Origin of the sequence: Simiaoa sp. (assembly GCF_051972595.1) — a bacterium.
Taxonomy (GTDB): domain Bacteria; phylum Bacillota; class Clostridia; order Lachnospirales; family Lachnospiraceae; genus Acetatifactor; species Acetatifactor hominis.
Genome location: NZ_JBOKRY010000004.1, coordinates 95,910 through 114,029, shown reverse-complemented (window position 1 = coordinate 114,029; position 18,120 = coordinate 95,910). Strand labels below are relative to the sequence as shown.

General features: G+C 44.2%; 18 protein-coding genes. 4 read left to right on the top strand and 14 right to left on the bottom strand.

All coding sequences use genetic code 11. The features are described from left to right. The 6 genes from ACTRDR_RS02675 to ACTRDR_RS02650 all read right to left on the bottom strand — a co-directional run bounded on the left by ACTRDR_RS02675 (position 1) and on the right by ACTRDR_RS02650 (position 4,876). The gene (locus ACTRDR_RS02675; protein WP_330672975.1) at positions 1-1,416 is read right to left on the bottom strand and encodes a plasmid recombination protein; all 1,416 of its coding nucleotides are present in this window, start codon (positions 1,414-1,416) and stop codon (positions 1-3) included. A gap of 201 nt (positions 1,417-1,617) precedes the next feature. After that, positions 1,618-1,845 carry a DUF5348 domain-containing protein gene (locus tag ACTRDR_RS02670; RefSeq protein ID WP_008373546.1) on the bottom strand — a complete coding sequence of 76 codons (228 nt, stop codon included), beginning with the start codon at positions 1,843-1,845 and terminating at the stop codon, positions 1,618-1,620. 174 nt (positions 1,846-2,019) lie between these two features. Next, positions 2,020-2,259, bottom strand: coding sequence for a hypothetical protein (locus tag ACTRDR_RS02665; RefSeq protein WP_004850590.1), 240 nt, complete (start codon positions 2,257-2,259; stop codon positions 2,020-2,022). Positions 2,260-2,326: 67 nt separating this feature from the next. Then, positions 2,327-3,409: an AAA family ATPase gene (locus ACTRDR_RS02660; protein WP_015541740.1), complete on the bottom strand. Its 1,083-nt coding sequence runs from the start codon at positions 3,407-3,409 to the stop codon at positions 2,327-2,329. 169 nt (positions 3,410-3,578) lie between these two features. Continuing rightward, on the bottom strand, positions 3,579-4,670 hold the full coding sequence (locus tag ACTRDR_RS02655) for a site-specific integrase (protein WP_117598183.1): 1,092 nt from the start codon (positions 4,668-4,670) through the stop codon (positions 3,579-3,581). Between the two features lie 11 nt (positions 4,671-4,681). Then, positions 4,682-4,876: a hypothetical protein gene (locus tag ACTRDR_RS02650; RefSeq protein WP_004850599.1), complete on the bottom strand. Its 195-nt coding sequence runs from the start codon at positions 4,874-4,876 to the stop codon at positions 4,682-4,684. A gap of 232 nt (positions 4,877-5,108) precedes the next feature. On the opposite strand from ACTRDR_RS02650, the gene ACTRDR_RS02645 reads away from it, so the two are divergent. Beyond that, positions 5,109-5,591: a helix-turn-helix domain-containing protein gene (locus tag ACTRDR_RS02645; protein ID WP_008790928.1), complete on the top strand. Its 483-nt coding sequence runs from the start codon at positions 5,109-5,111 to the stop codon at positions 5,589-5,591. A 258-nt stretch (positions 5,592-5,849) separates the two neighbouring features. Here ACTRDR_RS02645 and tuf read toward each other — a convergent pair whose 3' ends face one another. The 7 genes from tuf to ACTRDR_RS02610 form a co-directional block, all read right to left on the bottom strand. Continuing rightward, positions 5,850-7,037: an elongation factor Tu gene (gene tuf / locus ACTRDR_RS02640; RefSeq protein ID WP_117465564.1), complete on the bottom strand. Its 1,188-nt coding sequence runs from the start codon at positions 7,035-7,037 to the stop codon at positions 5,850-5,852. 116 nt (positions 7,038-7,153) lie between these two features. After that, positions 7,154-9,316, bottom strand: a complete 2,163-nt coding sequence (gene fusA, locus ACTRDR_RS02635; protein ID WP_176862346.1) for an elongation factor G — start codon at positions 9,314-9,316, stop codon at positions 7,154-7,156. Positions 9,317-9,331: 15 nt separating this feature from the next. Beyond that, a complete protein-coding gene (rpsG, locus tag ACTRDR_RS02630; protein WP_118545676.1) occupies positions 9,332-9,802 on the bottom strand; it encodes a 30S ribosomal protein S7 in 471 nt (156 codons plus the stop codon). A gap of 348 nt (positions 9,803-10,150) precedes the next feature. Further along, positions 10,151-10,573, bottom strand: coding sequence for a 30S ribosomal protein S12 (gene rpsL, locus ACTRDR_RS02625; protein ID WP_022153693.1), 423 nt, complete (start codon positions 10,571-10,573; stop codon positions 10,151-10,153). Between the two features lie 233 nt (positions 10,574-10,806). Next, positions 10,807-11,649, bottom strand: a complete 843-nt coding sequence (rfbD, locus tag ACTRDR_RS02620) for a dTDP-4-dehydrorhamnose reductase (RefSeq protein WP_440526058.1) — start codon at positions 11,647-11,649, stop codon at positions 10,807-10,809. Further along, positions 11,606-11,854: a hypothetical protein gene (locus tag ACTRDR_RS02615; protein ID WP_440526057.1), complete on the bottom strand. Its 249-nt coding sequence runs from the start codon at positions 11,852-11,854 to the stop codon at positions 11,606-11,608. Before ACTRDR_RS02615 ends, rfbD begins: the two co-directional genes overlap by 44 nt. Positions 11,855-12,001: 147 nt before the next feature. Then, the gene (locus ACTRDR_RS02610) at positions 12,002-13,402 is read right to left on the bottom strand and encodes a sugar transferase (RefSeq protein WP_440526056.1); all 1,401 of its coding nucleotides are present in this window, start codon (positions 13,400-13,402) and stop codon (positions 12,002-12,004) included. A 189-nt stretch (positions 13,403-13,591) separates the two neighbouring features. On the opposite strand from ACTRDR_RS02610, the gene ACTRDR_RS02605 reads away from it, so the two are divergent. Both ACTRDR_RS02605 and ACTRDR_RS02600 read left to right on the top strand, forming a co-directional pair. Beyond that, positions 13,592-14,290, top strand: a complete 699-nt coding sequence (locus ACTRDR_RS02605) for a response regulator transcription factor (RefSeq protein ID WP_440526055.1) — start codon at positions 13,592-13,594, stop codon at positions 14,288-14,290. Between the two features lie 21 nt (positions 14,291-14,311). Beyond that, positions 14,312-15,121 carry a sensor histidine kinase gene (locus ACTRDR_RS02600; RefSeq protein ID WP_440526054.1) on the top strand — a complete coding sequence of 270 codons (810 nt, stop codon included), beginning with the start codon at positions 14,312-14,314 and terminating at the stop codon, positions 15,119-15,121. On the opposite strand, the gene ACTRDR_RS02595 is transcribed toward ACTRDR_RS02600, so the two are convergent. After that, positions 15,103-16,023 carry a hypothetical protein gene (locus ACTRDR_RS02595; RefSeq protein ID WP_440526053.1) on the bottom strand — a complete coding sequence of 307 codons (921 nt, stop codon included), beginning with the start codon at positions 16,021-16,023 and terminating at the stop codon, positions 15,103-15,105. The two genes, ACTRDR_RS02600 and ACTRDR_RS02595, sit on opposite strands and share 19 nt — an antisense overlap. A 149-nt stretch (positions 16,024-16,172) precedes the next feature. Here ACTRDR_RS02595 and ACTRDR_RS02590 point away from each other — a divergent pair, with 149 nt between their 5' ends. Further along, positions 16,173-18,107 carry an asparagine synthase-related protein gene (locus tag ACTRDR_RS02590; RefSeq protein ID WP_440526052.1) on the top strand — a complete coding sequence of 645 codons (1,935 nt, stop codon included), beginning with the start codon at positions 16,173-16,175 and terminating at the stop codon, positions 18,105-18,107. The last annotated feature ends 13 nt before the right edge of the window (positions 18,108-18,120 follow it).

The following is an 18,120-nucleotide window of genomic DNA, read 5'->3' as shown; positions in this document are numbered from 1 at the left end:
TTATCTCTCCATTTCTCTGTTTTTTGATTTAGTTTTCTTACGCTGCTGATTCTCCATCTCGCTTTTTTTCATTCCCCATGCCAATCTTTCATGAATATTTCCCTTCGGCATTTGTTCCATCCGTCGCTTTTCTTTCAGGACTTTCTCGTTTTGAATATCCTGCTGTACTGCTGTATCTACAGTTTCTATTCCAAGAACACGCACAACACGATCATACCTATCAGAAACACCTTGTAATATATCTTTTTCTTCTGACAATTTCTGATTATCTTTACGTATATCATCCAGTTCTCTCTGAATAGCATTATATTTTTGTTTCACCTTTTGATATTTTCTCTTCCAACCTTCCACCTCTTTCGTGAGTTCTTTAACCTGAGCCGCCATTACAGCAACCTTATTCTTTATTTGAAGAAACAGTGGTTTAATTTTTTTATCTCGATAGGTTACTGCCCGTTCTAGCGTGCCCGCCTCCGGCAGTAACATTTTAACCGTTCCATATTCTTTGATTTCTTTGCTCACACTATCCATAATCGGTTGTAGCTGTTCTCTGCGATCTTCCAGGCTTTTTAGTTCTTTTTCTGCGCTCCCTGCCTTTTGTTCTGCTTCTTGCTTCGCCTTGATTGCCTGTTCCTTATCGTCTTTTAGATTCTGGATATCTGCTCTGGATTCTGCAATTTGTGCTGTTAATTCTTCTTTTTCAGCAGTTAGATGCTCTTTCTCCTGCTCCAATTCCTGTACTTCCTTTTTCCGTTCTTTTTTCTTGAAGTTATAGACATCCAGATGTTCCTCATGAGTACCTTTCTGTTCCCATTCAATTCCATACTGCTTTGCAGTCTCTGCCAGAACTTCTTTTTCATGATTTATCCACTGATTCAGTTCCGTATCATGCTTATTTCCACCTTGAAATCCAAGACTTTTTAATGCCTGTTTCAGTGAAACTCTGGTATCCATTCCTTTTCCTTTCCAGCCCGTCACATAAGGAATAAAGTCAATATGGAGATGTGGAGTAGCCTCATCCTGATGCAGATAGCAACTAAATACCCGAAGTGTCGGATTCCGTTTCTGGAAATCTTTTACATACTCATCCAGTACGTTTACAGCCAGATCTCCTGCTTCTGTTCCAACAGCCATATCTTCTCGGTTTCCAATCTGGAAAATCACTTCATGGAACAACTTTTCCTGTTTTCCTTGGCGAATCTTTTCATAATAATTTGTAATCTGCCGATCTTTTCTTTTCCCGACATTATACCGTTCTACAGCTTCATCAAACAGCTCTTTATAGACTTCTTTCAGATTCTCATTCCGGTAACAAATATTTAATTGCACTCTGTCTGGATCAACATTTTCTGCTATAAAATCTCGTCTGTTATGAGCCAGAGACCCTGTCCCGATCATACCACTGATTGTTCGTTTCATCGTCATATTCCTCACCCCGCTTTCTAAAACCAGTGCCAGACATGGCACATAAATTTGTATCTTTGCCAGCTATAGTATAAAAAGAAATATTCGCCGGATACGGCGGTTTTGTTACTTTTGTCAAAAGTAACGCAAAAGCACTTTCGACAGCCGTACCGTCCATCAAAAGTACCCTTGCGCCCTCCGGGGGTACAGAGACCTTTACTCCGGTATCCTTGCCCGAATATATTCCAAATCACCACAATACGGTGTCCCTACAAGATACCATTCTCTTGCAGGATTCATTTCCATTCTGGTCTGAACCCATTCATCATCAAGCAACACTTCCAGGCATTCTCCACAGTGAAATCCTGTATCAATCCATAGATCTGATGATAATAATCCATATCTTTTGTTATAACTGTTATATCCTAATCTTCCTTCTCTCATTGTGCCAATCTCCTTTCATCTACCGTTTCCGCAGGGGCGCCCTGAATCAGGGCTCCCTTTTGAAAATTCTCTTCTACGCCAGTCAACTCCCGACTACACCTTACCAACATTCTCCTTGTCTGCTATCTACAGGTGCGTGACACGCTCCTGTAATAAAGTGTTCAGAAAGAACCTTTACCATCGAAAGTTCTCCGGTATTCCCCGTCTGTCCAGATATTCCTGCCGGAACTTTTCTCTTTCTTCTTCCGTTGGTGCTGTTTTGGATTTGCTGTATACTTCACGATTCACCATTGCATCCAGTTTTTTCTCCAATCCCAACCGGATTATTTCTTCGCCATCGTAGTTATCCATCAAAAAATATTGCAAGAGCTGAAAGAATAACTCGTATGGAATCTGTACACTTTTATTTTGCATCTGTTCTCCTTTCAAGGTAGCAAGATTCCCTCTTCTTAAGAAATGGTAATCTTGCCATCTTCCATTTTTATTCTGGCAACATCCAATACCATTGCTTTCCACGTTTTACGGAATCAATTTCAAGTTCCCGTTTGGCGTTCCATAGCGTTTTACTTTTGATTCCTCTGGCTTCTGCTTCTTCTGCAATTTTCTTCTGAGTCATTCCTCCATTTGCCAGTATCTCAAGGAGAAATTCTTTTGCTTTCCGACTTTTCTGTCCTCTTCCGTCTCCATTAAGAAGTTCATCGGCACTGATATCATATTCTCCAATCCATTCAAACCCATTATTCTTATCCAGTCTGAATGCAATGGACGTTCCTTCCGGTGCAAGAGAACTCTTCGTATGACATACCACTCTTACTTCCGGTTCATCTTTCACTCGCCCGACAATCAGAACACTTCTTGCAGCAGCCTGAAAATCAATGGATCCAAGTCCTCGATAAGAAGATTTGCCGTTGCTGTTTTTGTTCATATGACCGATTAAAATGACTGCACAGTGATATTTTTCTGACAGCACTGCGATACGCTTCATCAGTGGTCTGATCTCATTTGCCCTGTGCATATCTACGTCCGCTCCCAGAAAGCCCTGTATCGGATCAAGAACAACCATTTTTGCTTTTGTCTGCACGATTGCTTCTTCCAATCTGACATCTGCCATTGTCAGTGGCTGGTCACTGTCATCAATCACCAGCACCTTTGAACAATCTGCACCTGCAGCAAGTAATCTGGGTTTGATAGTATCTCCAAGTCCATCTTCTGCTGTCTGATAGATTACATTTACAGGTGACACAGAAGACTGTTCCTGCATATTATCTTCAGCATCTAAATCTTCATTCTCACTATCGACTTCATCACCTCGTTTTTCTTTTGTTTTCGTTGTATCAGTAACAGGAAGAATCGGCTCTCCTCTGGTCAGTTTTGCAATAATCTGAAGTACCATCGTTGTCTTGCCTTCTCCTGGATCTCCCTGTATAATGGTCACTTTTCCATAAGGAATAAACGGATAAAGCAGCCATTCTACCTGTTCCACCTCTACTGAATCCATATTGATCAGTTTCAGTTTTGGTTCTATTCTACAATTCTCAATTTTATTTTTTTCATTCATATTCATTCCATCATCTCCTCTTGCCCTTCCGGGCAAGTCTCTGATGAACAGATATTCGGGAATTGTCGTATTTCCCGATTCGTGATATACTGAATCTGCCAAGATGGTATATCAGTGAATCTGATTATCAGAGAACTTGCTCAGATTATTTATCTGGGCTTTTTCTTTTGCCTTTTCAACATTCATCTCTTTCTTCTCCCAATCCGGTAACAGCATTTCCATTTTCATTATCCAGAAGATTTGCAATCTTTCTCTGCTGATTTGGATAAAGATGTCCATAAGTGTTCAATGTGATACGAATATCTTTATGACCTAATCTGTCCCGAATCAATAACGGTTCCACACCTTTCTCAATAAGATAAGCCACATGGCTGTGCCTGATATCATGCACTCGAATTTTCTTCACTCCTGCCAGCTCAATCTGCCGTTTCATCTTATGCTGTACCGCTTCCTGAACAACCGGAAATAATCTTTCTGTATCCGGCATTCCGTAATGACCATCTACAAATTCCTTAATTTCCTCTTTCAGAAATTCCGGAATTTCGATTGTCCGAAAGGACTGTTTTGTTTTCGGTTCTGTGATAATATCCTGCATTCCTGTCCGGTAATAAGTCTTATTGATACTAAGCCGATTCTTTTCAAAATTGATATCAGCTTTTGTAATCGCAAGCAGCTCCCCGATCCTGCATCCAGTCCAGAACAACATCTCAAACATAAGATAATATCTTGTTCCCGGCTCCATTGTCTGTATAAACTGTTTGTACTCGTCCAGTGTCCAGAAGTTCAAACTTCTCGAATCTGAATTTCCCATTCGTTTCACTTTCTTGCATGGATTAACCGGCAGATCATAGATTTTAGCTGCATGTGTAAACAGGCTGGTCAACTGATTCTGTATCATTCTCAAATAAGAATCTGAATATCCTTTCTTCTGTATTTCATTCTGCCACTGAATAATCTGCGAAGCCTTGATCTCACTCATCATCTGATTTCCAAAATATGGAACTATATGCTGTTGCATCATATATCTTTTATTTTTGATTGTTCGATCTTTCAGATCATTTTGTTTGTCTGAAAAATAAATCTCAATAAAATCGCTCAGCTTCATATCCATACTTCGCTCATTGCTCAACTTTTTGCTTCGTTCAAACTCCAATGCTTCTCGCTTTGTTTCAAATCCACGCTTTCTGCGTTTTTTCTTCTCACCCATGACATTTGTCTCAAACCACTGGGCTGTCCATTTTTTTGTGTCTTTTTCTCTGTAAGCCATATTGATCCTCCCTAATTTCCTGCTATTTCATAGCCATACATCTTTTTTGCCCAAAACGCCTTTGGTATTCTTCCAGCCATCGTAATATATCCCTGTGCAGATAATTCTTTATTCATAGCTTTTACCAGTTTATAGGCATGAGATTTTGAGCAGTTTAATTCCTGTGCCACTTCATCAGCACTCATCATATAATTGTAACTTGCCATATTGCCTCCTCCTTTCCTCTCCAGATATAGAATACGTTTACTGTATTTCTATATCTGTACGATTTTCGTAAATTGATAATATCATGTATTTATATCGTTGTCAATATTTCGTAAACACATTTTTACGAACTTCGTACACTATTTTTTCTTTATTTTATTCCACGTCTGTGTTATGATATTTTATAGATTTATGTTTTTCGTAATTTTCTAATATATGAAAAAGGAGGATTCTATGGGTGACGGTAAAAATTTAAAGAAATATCTTGATGAAAAAGGCACAAATGTCCGCAAAATTGCAAAGGCAACCGGAATCAGTGCTACAACCTTATATTCAATTATTCAAAAAGATTCCAATATTCGATTTGATTTTGCATTAAGACTTGCGAATGAATTGCAAATTGATGTGAATGAGATATGTTCTGCCAGTCCATTTTCTGGCACAATTAAGGAAGAAGAGATTTATCCTACACTTCCAGACGGTTTGAACGGAGCATTAGACGCAAGTCGTGTAAAGACTTACTTAAAAAATTCTATGTATCCGCTGATGTACCTTTTCGGTAAGAACAGTATGCCTGATGTAGATAATCTGCTTACATCGTTCTATCAGCTTGATGATGAATCCAGACAGGAAGTTGTGGAAACTATCCGTCTGAAACTACAATATCATCGTGATCCGGAACGTGCTGAACAGATCAAACAGATCAAAGGCTGGTAAAAAATTACTCCTGTGAATAGCAAACATTCGCAGGAGTTTCTTTTTGGCACCGTTTTGGCACCGCTGGTCTTATTTTTCAATTATAAATTTATCTGTATTTCATCTTGCTGATAAATGTTTCGCTATTGCAAATCTGATAAATTTACGAATAATTCTTTTCTTAGAGTACAGAAAAACCCCAGAAACACAAGGTTTCTGGGGTATCTTACGTTTGGACACAGAGTGTACTCCTGACACTCAATTTATATCAAGTTATAATTACTCGATGATTGTAGCAACACGTCCTGATCCTACAGTACGTCCACCCTCACGGATAGCGAAGGTAAGACCCTGCTCCATAGCGATAGGATGGATCAGTTCGATGGTCATCTCTACGTTATCACCAGGCATGCACATCTCAACACCAGCGGGCAGTTCGCAAACGCCGGTAACGTCGGTGGTTCTGAAGTAGAACTGAGGACGATAGTTGTTGAAGAAAGGAGTATGACGTCCACCTTCATCCTTGGTCAGAACGTATACCTGAGCGGTAAACTTTCTGTGGCAGGTAACAGTACCGGGCTTAGCCAGAACCTGTCCTCTTTCGATTTCAGTTCTCTGGATACCACGAAGCAGAGCACCGATGTTATCACCAGCCTGTGCCTCATCCAGCATCTTACGGAACATTTCGATACCGGTTACAACAGTCTTCTTGGTCTCTTCCTTGATACCAACGATTTCAACTTCATCATTCAGATGCAGAACACCACGCTCTACACGACCGGTAGCAACGGTACCACGACCGGTAATGGTGAATACGTCCTCGACGGGCATCAGGAAAGGCTTATCAGTATCACGCTGAGGATCAGGGATATAAGAATCTACAGTATCCATCAGTTCCATGATCTTGTCTCCCCACTCGCTGCTGGGATCTTCCAGAGCCTTCAGAGCGGAACCCTTGATGATAGGGCAGTCATTGAAGTCGTACTCTTCCAGCTGCTCGGTTACTTCCATCTCAACCAGCTCGATCAGCTCGGGATCGTCAACCATATCACACTTGTTCAGGAATACGATGATGTAAGGAACGCCTACCTGACGGGACAGAAGGATGTGCTCCTTGGTCTGAGCCATAACACCATCAGTAGCAGCTACAACGAGGATAGCACCATCCATCTGTGCAGCACCGGTGATCATGTTCTTAACGTAGTCAGCATGGCCCGGGCAGTCAACGTGTGCATAGTGTCTCTTCTCGGTCTGGTACTCGATGTGAGCGGTAGAAATAGTAATACCACGCTCTCTCTCTTCGGGAGCCTTATCGATGTTATCGAAGTCAACCTTCTCGTTACCAGGTACTCTCTCGGAAAGAACCTTGGAGATTGCAGCGGTCAGAGTAGTTTTACCATGGTCAACGTGACCGATGGTACCAATGTTACAATGGGGCTTTGTTCTGTCAAATTTAGCTTTAGCCATTATTTAAGTCCTCCTTAAAATAATTAAACAGTTTCGTAGTTTTATTTTTTTAACTCGCTACCTCTGATTATATTAAATAATCAGAGGTTTTTCAAGTCATTTTATTGATTTAATACTTATTTTGCTTTTGCAGCAAGAACCTTGTCCTGAACGTTCTTAGGAACGGGCTCATACTTTTCGAAGAACATGGAGTAGTTACCACGACCCTGAGTCTTGGAACGCAGGTCTGTGGAATAACCGAACATCTCAGCAAGGGGTACGTATGCTTTAACCATCTTACCACCGCCGATGTCTTCCATACCTTCTACACGACCACGACGGGAGTTCAAGTCACCGATTACATCGCCCATGTATTCCTCAGGCATGGTAACCTCAACCTTCATGATCGGCTCGAGCAGTACAGGAGCTGCCTTCTGCATTGCTTCCTTGAATGCCATGGAACCTGCAATGTGGAATGCCATCTCGGAGGAGTCGACCTCATGATAGGATCCATCATATACGTTCGCATGAACACCAAGTACAGGGAATCCACCCAGGATACCAGCTCTTGCTGCTTCCTGAATACCTTCACCGATGGGAGGAATGTATTCCTTAGGAATAGCACCACCGACAACGGTAGATTCGAATAACAGGGTAGGAGGATCGTTGATCAGAATGTTTGCCTTAGGATCATAGTCAAACTTCTCACAGTTAGCCTCCAGGGGCTCGAACTTAACTTTACAATGACCATACTGTCCACGTCCACCGGACTGTTTTGCATATTTGTATTCCTGATCAACAGCCTTGGTGAAGGTCTCCTTGTAAGCAACCTGAGGAGCACCTACGTTAGCTTCTACATGGAACTCACGAAGCAGACGGTCAACGATGATCTCCAGATGTAACTCACCCATGCCGGCGATGATGGTCTGACCGGTCTCCTGGTTGGTATGAGCACGGAAAGTAGGATCTTCTTCTGCCAGTTTTGCAAGAGCCTCACCCATCTTGCCCTGACCGGCTTTGGTCTTAGGCTCGATAGCCAGCTCGATAACGGGCTCAGGGAACTCCATGGACTCCAGGATTACAGGGTGCTGCTCATCACAGATGGTATCACCGGTAGTGGTGAATTTGAAACCAACTGCTGCTGCGATATCACCGGAGTAAACCTTTTCCAGCTCTGCACGCTTGTTCGCATGCATCTGCAGGATACGTCCTACACGTTCCTTCTTGTCCTTAGTAGCATTGAGTACATAAGAACCGGAATTCAGAGTACCGGAATATACACGGAAGTAAGCAAGCTTACCTACGAACGGGTCGGTCATGATCTTGAATGCAAGTGCAGCGAAAGGCTCTTCATCGGAGGACTTTCTCTCTACTTCATTACCATCAAGGTCAACACCCTTAATAGCCGGTACATCCAAAGGAGAAGGCATATACTCGATAATAGCATCCAGGAGCTTCTGAACGCCCTTATTTCTGTAAGCAGTACCGCAACATACAGGAACGGCTCTGCACTCACAGGTAGCTTTTCTCAAAGCAGCCTTCATCTCTTCAACGGAAGGAATTTCACCTTCCAGATACATCATTGTCAGATCATCATCAAGCTCACAAACCTTTTCAATGAGCTCGTCATGATATAAAGCAGCCTCATCAGCCATATCTCCAAGATCATCGGTAACGGTAATATCGTCACCCTTCTCATCGTTGTAGATATAAGCCTTCATCTCGAACAGATCGATGATTCCCTTGAATTCATCTTCCTTACCGATAGGTAACTGAAGGCAGATAGCGTTCTTACCAAGTCTGGTACGGATCTGATCTACTGCTGCGTAGAAGTTAGCACCCAGGATATCCATCTTGTTGATGAATGCCATACGAGGTACGTTGTAGGTGTCAGCCTGACGCCATACATTCTCGGACTGAGGCTCTACACCACCCTTTGCACAGAAGACGCCGACAGCGCCATCCAGCACACGAAGGGAACGCTCAACCTCAACGGTGAAGTCTACGTGACCCGGGGTATCAATGATGTTGATACGATGCTCCAGAGCACCGGGCATGGGTTTGGTCTCTTTTTCAAGAGTCCAGTGACAGGTAGTAGCTGCAGATGTAATGGTAATACCTCTCTCCTGCTCCTGAGCCATCCAGTCCATGGTAGCAGTACCTTCGTGAGTATCACCGATCTTGTAGTTAACACCTGTGTAATACAGAATACGCTCGGTAGTAGTGGTCTTACCGGCATCGATATGAGCCATAATTCCGATATTTCTGGTTCTCTCTAACGGATATTCTCTTCCAGCCAAGTTTTTTCCCTCCTACTAGAATCTGTAATGAGCAAAAGCCTTGTTTGCCTCTGCCATCTTGTGCATGTCTTCTTTTCTCTTAACTGCAGATCCGGTATTGTTGGCTGCGTCAAGAATTTCGTTAGCAAGTCTGTCTTCCATGGTCTTCTCACTTCTCTTACGAGAGAACATAGTCAACCAACGAAGGCCCAGAGCCTGACGTCTCTCAGGTCTAACCTCGATAGGTACCTGATAGGTAGCACCACCGATACGTCTTGCTTTTACTTCCAGAACAGGCATGATATTGTTCATAGCCTCTTCAAATACTTCCAGAGCAGGCTTGCCGCTCTTCTCTTCAACCTTAGCAAATGCTCCGTATACGATCTTCTGGGCTACACCCTTCTTGCCATCTAACATGATGTTGTTGACAAGCTTGGTAACCACTTTGTTGTTGTATAAAGGATCTGCTAATACATCTCTTTTCTGAATATGTCCTTTACGTGGCACGGTTCTTCCCTCCTTAACAAATTGTTCTCGTGAGATTACGTTATCTCGGCATCTAAGATGCCTCGATGTCGGCTGTTCGCCGACCCATCCCTTCCATAAAAGTTCGTCTGCAAGCAAGCTTGCACTCGCTTTTATGTCAGTTCTGTCCTTCTCACTAGTTACGTTAAATCATAGGTACTCACATGTGTTTCCCCAAGTGTTCGCGCTGTTATATCTGTATCACAGAATTCCAACACTTTTCTTAGTTTCGTTTTTGTGGTACAAAGACGATGTGCGCATCGTCTCCAAAAATCCTCGCGGATTTTCATCGAACTCTCGGTCCGACGTTCAAAACGCCCCGGATACTACTTATTTCTTAGCATCCTTAGGTCTCTTAGCGCCGTACTTGGAACGAGCCTGTTTTCTGTTAGCGACACCGGCGGTATCAAGGGTACCACGGATGATGTGGTATCTGGTACCGGGCAGGTCCTTAACACGACCACCACGGATCAAAACAACGCTGTGCTCCTGCAGATTGTGACCTTCACCGGGAATGTAGCTGGTAACTTCGATTCCGTTGGAAAGACGTACTCTGGCGATCTTTCTAAGAGCAGAGTTAGGCTTTTTAGGAGTTGCTGTCTTAACAGCGGTACATACACCACGCTTCTGGGGAGCAGAAACGTCTGTTGCTTTCTTGTGAAGAGAGTTGTAACCCTTCTGGAGAGCAGGTGCAGTAGACTTCTTAACAGAGGTCTGACGTCCTTTTCTTACTAACTGGTTAAATGTTGGCATTCTGTTTCACCTCTTTCTTAAATAGTATAATAGACGCACCTTTTCTGGCACGCTTTAATAGTATACTTGTTCCAACTTCCGTTGTCAACTGGTTTTTCGTGAAATTTACAGGGTTTTTCACGACTTTTTCATATTATTATAACCAAAAGAGGAGCAGTACCGTTTCCGATACCGCTCCATGAAGTATTTCCTGTTATTTTCCTGCCTATACAAGGCCCCTGTTCAGGAAAACCTTACAGAATTTCCTTCAGATAACGCTCCAGAGCATCCTGCCAGGAGGGAAGTCTCTCAAAACCGTTCTCTGTGAGTTTCTCCTTGCTCATGCGGCTGTTCTCCGGTCTCTTCGCCTTTGTGGGATACTCAGAGGCAGGTACGGGAGCCACATCCACATTCATTCCCGCCTGGCGGAAGATCTCGCAGGCAAACTCATACCAGTTACAGATACCTTCATTGGTCGCATGATAAATGCCGTATTTGTCGGTCAGCACCATGTCCACCAGAAGTCTTGCCAGATCATAAGTATAAGTAGGAGAGCCGAACTGGTCATTCACTACAGTCAAATGATCATGGGTCTTCCCAAGGTTCAGCATGGTCTTGATGAAATTCTTACCGTTCACACCGAATACCCAGGAGATTCTTACGATAAAATACTTCTCCAGTGTATTCTGCACTGCCAGCTCACCCTCGTATTTGGTCTGTCCGTATATGTTCAGAGGATGGCGCTCATCGTCAGGCTCCCAGGCTCTGGTGCCTTCACCGTCAAATACATAATCGGTACTGATATAGATCATCTTGCAGTCTAACTTCTTGCAGACATTGGCAATATTCTGTGTACCGTCCGCATTGACCCTACGGCAGAGCTCTACGTTGTCTTCCGCTGCATCCACTGCAGTGTAGGCTGCGCAGTGAATCACAGCATCCGGTGCTGCCTCACCGATTACTTTTTCCACGCTGGCAGCATCCGTGATATCCATGTCCTGAATATCCACGCCGACCGCCTCAATGCCGCGCTTTGTAAGTTCATTTACCACATCATATCCCAACTGGCCCTTTACGCCTGTTACTAAGACTTTCATAGAATGCCTTGCCTTCCTTTTCTTTCTTATGTTCTTTATGTTCCTGCACATATTGCATAGGTTCAACAACTCTGATTATAACATCCACACTCAGCATCAGCAATCCCAGAACAGCCAAAAGAGGCTCAATGATCACACCGGTTACGATCAGAGTGCCAGCAGCCACCACGCCGAACCAGTTTATCTCCGCATAATCTCTCTTCATATTTTCCCCTGTCTTTCCGAGAATCAGTATTCTCCCCGAGTTCTGATCTCTCTAACAGTTTAAGACGTCCTTTCACACCAAAAAGGGTCATCTTTTGAGAAAAATATTTTATGCTGTTTTGTTATTATCTATACATATTTCATTACTTTAATAGGCATCATCATGCTTCAGCAGAACAATGAACGTTTTTAATATGATCTTAATGTCAGACATAAGTGACCAGTTGTCAATGTATTCCACATCCATCTCAACAATATCGTCAAAATTATCTATCTTGCTTCGTCCGTTCACCTGCCACATTCCTGTAATTCCCGGCTTGATACTGATGCGACGCCATTGTTTTCTCTCATATTTTTCCACTTCATCCAGTGTCGGCGGTCTGGTACCTACCAGACTCATGGATCCGCCTACCACATTAAAAAATTGCGGCAGTTCATCAATACTGAACTTGCGTATCACCCTGCCTACCTTTGTGATCCGGGGATCATCCTTCATTTTGAACATTACACCGCCGGCAATCTCGTTTTGAGCCATCAGTTCTTTTTTACGCTCTTCCGCATCAATATACATACTGCGGAATTTATAGATTTTAAAATTTCTGCCATTCTGCCCCACCCTGGTCTGTTTAAAGATCACAGGTCCCGGAGAATCCAGTTTGATGGCAACCGCCGTCGCCAGCATAACCGGGGAAAATAAAAGGATCCCCACCATACCACCAATAATATCCATAAGTCGCTTTATAGCCATTTCATAAGTGTTCAGGCTGATGGTATGATACGTGATAACCGGATAGGTGCCCACGGTACTCACATAACTATAGGCACGTCTTTTCTTATAAAAGTCCACCACCAGGCGTACCGTCACTCCCATGTCAATACAGATATCTACATATTGCTGTGTAAATGGCAGTTCTTCCCCATGCTTCTGAATAATATATATCTGATCCAGATTATTCTCTCTGATCAGCTGCTCCAGTTCTTCTAGGCATCCCAGATATTCTTCCTTATCCGCCTCATACTCATCTCGCTTCATTGCAATATAACCAACCATTTTGACCGGTATGGATGTTTTATCCAAAAAATAACTGAATTTATTGAATTCTCCTTTTTTCCCCACATATGCCGTTCTGGGTGCCCTGCCTTCTTCCAGCATTCTGATCAACGGTTTGCCAAAAAACATTTTTATACTGATCAACAGATAAGCCATGATCAGATAAATAATAAAGAATTCTCTTGCCTCCTGTCCCGGAGCGACAAACTGCAGCAGGATCCCCGTCACCAGCATGGCAACAACGAAGGATTTCGTAATCTTTCGGTGCACTCTGTCCAGATAATAAAACATTGTTACATTGTATAGATATCCTTCTTTGTTGGAAAGAAGATAAAGCAGCAAAAATACTCCCGTCAGAACCTCCAGTCGCAACTGTGTCTGATCATCCAGCCGCTGTCCCCTTATCAAAAACGTAATTCCAAATGCGCATACAAGCACAAAGATATCCAATAATATCTGGGTTGTATTCGTATTTGCCCCTGAATTTGTCTTGTTCAATTCCCCGTCTCCTCTCATAGTCTTCCACATCCAACAGCTCAATTTATTTTATTATAAGAATCCGGCAAAATCAAGCTGCGCGATAGCTTTTCTCATTCCACATATTAACTTTTTACTCTGATAATGATACAATGATGTCGGGGTCAAAAGCCCCCCGACTTAGTAAGGCATTGACATAGGAGGTGTTTCATGGCAGTGATCCTGATGATAGATGATGATCGTGAAGTGTTGGAAATCAATAAAAAATATCTGACCGGCGAAGGCTTCGACGTATCGATCGCATCCTCCGCAGAGCAGGGGATCCGTCTGGCAAAGCAATGTTCTCCGGATTGTATTCTGCTGGATGTTATGATGCCGGACAGGAACGGTTATGAAGTGTGCCACATACTCCGCACTTTCACTTCTGCTCCCATTCTGTTTCTTACCGGAAAAAGCAGCGAAGACGATAAGATCACCGGTCTCACCAGTGGTGCCGATGATTATATTGTAAAGCCATACAGTCTGCGAGAGCTGAAAGCCCGCATTGATATACTCCTCCGGCGTATGGGACAGTTGAAGTCGGCATCCGATAATCACACTTTGGTCATCGGCAATCTTACCATTGATAAGGTGGCACACAAAGCGCTGTTCCTGGGCGAGGATCTTGGACTTGCTAACCGGGAATACGAGGTTCTCCTCTATCTTGCGGAGCATCCCGACCGGGATATTACCTTTGAAGAACTGGGCAAGGCCCTATTGGGGACTTATATGGAAGCCGATCGCCGTTTAGTTATGGTGAATGTAAGCAGACTGCGCAAAAAATTAGATTGCAGCCATGAACTGTCTAATCACATTGAAACTGTATGGGGCAAGGGATATCGTTTTATCATTGCCTCTTATCGTCAATAATATTGCAGGGGGAATCCCAGAATGAATAAAGCCAGTTTTGTCTCTCCTTCCGTAGAAAAAGAGACCATTGAAAGTCTTTCCCAGAAGCTGCTGGAAGTCAACCGGCAGTTAACCGAAGCAAATAGAGAATTGAAGCGCGTACAGTCAGAAAAGGAAGAAATGCTTTCCAATATCTCGCATGATCTGCGGGCTCCCATAACCGCTATCCGGAGTGCATTGGATTATCTGAATTCCGGTCAGGAAATATCCATGGAGGATTACATAGCTTCTCTGCAGCTGATCGACCGCAGGACACAGACACTGGAAAATCTGATCCAGGATATGTATTATCTGTTCTGTGTAGAAGATACATCCCGGGAACTTGAGCTTGTCACCTTGGAGGCAGCACCGTTTCTGGAAGAATATTTTTATGATATGATTTCAGACAAACGCTATGACGATCATGACATGGTATTGGACCTTCCGGAGAATCTTTCCTGTAAGTTTTCTGTTGATGTCCAGAAAATGATCCGGGTATTGGACAATCTTTTCACCAACGCTGCAAAATACTCCGGCACCGGCAGCCGCATCACCCTACAAGCCGGATGCATCGGCAAGCAGCTGCAGATCAGAGTCATCGACAATGGACCCGGCATTCCGGAAGATGCCCTTCCCCATATTTTCCGAAGGACCTACACTGTGTCACATTCACGCACCCCGGGATCCGCTACCGGAAGCGGTTTGGGGCTTTCTATCGCCAAAGCTATCGTAGAGCGTCTGGAAGGAAGCATCTGCTGCACCAGCGAGCCGGGAGAAGGCTGCTGCTTCCTGATTCAGCTGCCCTGTATCTGACATTTCAGAATCTGGTGCAGGATATGCGCTACTTCCGTTGTGCTGTCCCCTTCTGCCGGACGTGCTATATAAAAGGTCGGAACCGTTGTAGCCATGGCAATACATTTTGACCCGATCTGAGGAGTGTATTTCTCCTTTTGCAGCAGATGCCTCAGGAAAAGATTATCCGCATATACCGGGAACCTATGGATTCCCATAATTTCCCCGGTCTGCACCTTTTCACCCTTTGTAATCCCCAACATAATGAACGCTTTTACCGGTCTGGCTTCTGTGGAAAATGCCCCCCGGTAAGGCACTAGAAATTTATCCTTTTCTTCATTAATATAAAGTAATCGTGTCAGATCATATCCTTGTTCTACCGCTACATTGCGGCACAACTTCTGATAGGGAAATGCAGGATATACAAAAGTCCGGTCAGTCCGCGGTTCCACTACCGCCATATCATCTGCCATCAGTTCATACCCTTGTTCAAGCAGCATTGTGGTGATCGTGGATTTTCCGGCGCCACTCTCTCCTGCGATCAGCACAGCGCCACGCTCATCTGCTACTGCGCTGCAATGAATGGCCAGCTGTCCCCTCTGCATTGCAATCATCGCCATACCGTATCCCAGCAGATAAGTTTTCACATAGAAGGGATTACTTCCCTCCTTCCTGCGGTATCTGATGAATCTGCCCTGTTCCACCACCATCCACATGGTTCTGTTGCTTAAGAAGCTAAAGTCCGGTCCAAAGTCATATTTCCGTGTTGTTTCCCGTAAAATTTCTTTCGGAATCTCTCCCTCTTCGATCCGGATCTCCGGAACCGGTTCTGTAACAGTTTCCGCGTCTTCCGCCACCAGTTGGGAGAAGTCCAGATCCGTCTTTATCCGCAGTCCGTAAAGTCTGTAGCTGTACTGTGCCATTTTCTCATCCTTCCATGAGTCCGTCGTCTATATCACCTGAAAATCGCATGGATATCTTACGAAAACTATGTTATCATATCCTATATTACGAAACAAGTCGGTTTCCGCACTGATTCGACTGTCGAAGTCCGCAAAAAGGGGGTCATTTTATGTCGGCAATCTGGGGAATCATTTCATGGGATGCGCCACTACCACAGAATATAAAAGAACAAATGCAGCTACCGTTTCAAAAAAAATGTAAGATTGACCGTTATTCCTCCGTACAGAAAGATACTGTTTTCATGGGATGCGGAATACAATATCTGACAGACGAGTCTCTGTCAGAGGTGCTGCCCTATACTTCCGGCAGCCCCGATTTTTTCATGACCGCAGACTGCCTGTTAGACAACCGGAAAGAACTCCTTTCCTTGCTGCAGCTTCCTGCCTCCACTCCGGACGGCACCGTGATGGCACAGGCCTACTCCCGCTTCGGGATTTCCTGTCTGAAATATTTCCGTGGACTGTTTTCCCTGGCGGTCTACGATTTTGCCAAGAAGACTCTGTATCTGGCGGCAGATCAGATGGCTTCCCGCTGTCTCTATTACTACGAATCAGGAAGACAGGTGTCCTTTTCCACTCTCAGTTCTGCGATTCTCCAAGTATTTCCGGAGATTCCTGAAAACCCCTTGTTTTTCAAAGACTTTTTGACTGCTCCCGGTCTTGCTCCCAATATTTCTCCCGAGGATACTCCTTACAGGGGAATGTATAAATTAAAACCGGGCACCTGTCTGGAGATCACCTCACGCGGAATTACAGAACACACCTACTGGACTCCGGCAGACGAGGCATCCCCTTTTTCCTGCGGCAGCTTTTCCGCCGCCCGGTACGGCCGGTCCTTCCGGCAGTTATACAGTGATTGTGTCAGGGATGCTCTGCGCTGCAACGGCGAAGTCGGAATCTGCTTAAGCAGCGGTCTGGATTCTGCCAGTGTCGGTACCCTGGCTGCCACCCATCTGCAACAGGGGCATCGTAATCTGTATGCCTATACTTACGTCCCCTATGAGACACCTCATCCGGATAAAAACCGGGACCATGTCACGGATGAGACCGCCGATGTGCAAAAAATACTGGACATGTATCCTAATATGAAACCCCACTTTCTGAACAATCATGGGAAAAATTGTCTGGAGGCCTTGCAGGAAGAGTTGGAAATAATGGAAATTCCATTTAAGGCCTACGCAAACCTTCCAAACCTTATGGAAATCTATGAGGAAGCCTCCGCAGCCGGCTGCAAAGTACTCCTAACAGGACAGGCTGGCAACAGTACCGTTTCCTATGGATATATTGACAATATTCTCTGTCATGTCTATCATCGTAAACACTATATGACGTTCCTGTACTGGCTTAACCGCTACGCAAAACATGTAAAGGAGAGTCGAAGATCTGCATTGAAATCCTGTATCCGCTATTACAATGCTGCCGCCCGACAACAAAATCTGCCGGATACGGTCCCCGGATCAAAGACTGACAACCCCTTTGTGAACTCTGAGATTTTAACGGACTATCCCTTAGCAGCGCGTCATACGAAATATGCCCCCACCCGTACTCCGGGGTTTCCGATGACGGAGAAGGATTATCGCTCCTGGGTCTGGTTCGCACCGTTTCTGACTTATATCGGAGAGTTGGAGACCAAAATGGGACTTCACTATGGCCTGATCCTGCGGGATCCCACCAGAGATTCCCGCATGGTGAATTTCTGCTATCACCTTCCCTATGAAATCTTCGCATGGCAGGGAACTCCCCGCTGGCTGATCCGGGGGAACTTCCGGGATCTGCTGCCTACAGATCTGCTGGACCAATGGATGCGCTACGGTGTGCAAAATTCTGATTACTATCTCCGGATCCAACGGGACTGGCAGAAACTGCTCCCGGATCTGGAGAAGGAACTGGAAGCCTCTCCCTGCAACTATTGTTCCGAAGGTACTGTACAAGCCTTTCTGGCACATTACCGTACGGGACTGCCGGATGAGGCCCAGGATGATTTTATGTATCTGTGCTTCGTGTATATATTACAAAAGTATCTGAAAATCTATCATTTCTGTTAGATTTGTTTACTTT

Coding starts and splice junctions, on each gene's coding strand:
- ACTRDR_RS02655 (WP_117598183.1), bottom strand. CDS start 4,670: ATGGCTTACAGAGAAAAAGACACAAAAAAATGGACAGCCCAGTGGTTT.
- rpsL (WP_022153693.1), bottom strand. CDS start 10,573: ATGCCAACATTTAACCAGTTAGTAAGAAAAGGACGTCAGACCTCTGTT.
- ACTRDR_RS02670 (WP_008373546.1), bottom strand. CDS start 1,845: ATGAGAGAAGGAAGATTAGGATATAACAGTTATAACAAAAGATATGGA.
- tuf (WP_117465564.1), bottom strand. CDS start 7,037: ATGGCTAAAGCTAAATTTGACAGAACAAAGCCCCATTGTAACATTGGT.
- ACTRDR_RS02650 (WP_004850599.1), bottom strand. CDS start 4,876: ATGGCAAGTTACAATTATATGATGAGTGCTGATGAAGTGGCACAGGAA.
- ACTRDR_RS02675 (WP_330672975.1), bottom strand. CDS start 1,416: ATGAAACGAACAATCAGTGGTATGATCGGGACAGGGTCTCTGGCTCAT.
- ACTRDR_RS02595 (WP_440526053.1), bottom strand. CDS start 16,023: ATGGCACAGTACAGCTACAGACTTTACGGACTGCGGATAAAGACGGAT.
- ACTRDR_RS02665 (WP_004850590.1), bottom strand. CDS start 2,259: ATGCAAAATAAAAGTGTACAGATTCCATACGAGTTATTCTTTCAGCTC.
- ACTRDR_RS02615 (WP_440526057.1), bottom strand. CDS start 11,854: ATGAAGAGAGATTATGCGGAGATAAACTGGTTCGGCGTGGTGGCTGCT.
- ACTRDR_RS02590 (WP_440526052.1), top strand. CDS start 16,173: ATGTCGGCAATCTGGGGAATCATTTCATGGGATGCGCCACTACCACAG.
- rfbD (WP_440526058.1), bottom strand. CDS start 11,649: ATGAAAGTCTTAGTAACAGGCGTAAAGGGCCAGTTGGGATATGATGTG.
- ACTRDR_RS02600 (WP_440526054.1), top strand. CDS start 14,312: ATGAATAAAGCCAGTTTTGTCTCTCCTTCCGTAGAAAAAGAGACCATT.
- ACTRDR_RS02645 (WP_008790928.1), top strand. CDS start 5,109: ATGGGTGACGGTAAAAATTTAAAGAAATATCTTGATGAAAAAGGCACA.
- ACTRDR_RS02660 (WP_015541740.1), bottom strand. CDS start 3,409: ATGAATATGAATGAAAAAAATAAAATTGAGAATTGTAGAATAGAACCA.
- ACTRDR_RS02605 (WP_440526055.1), top strand. CDS start 13,592: ATGGCAGTGATCCTGATGATAGATGATGATCGTGAAGTGTTGGAAATC.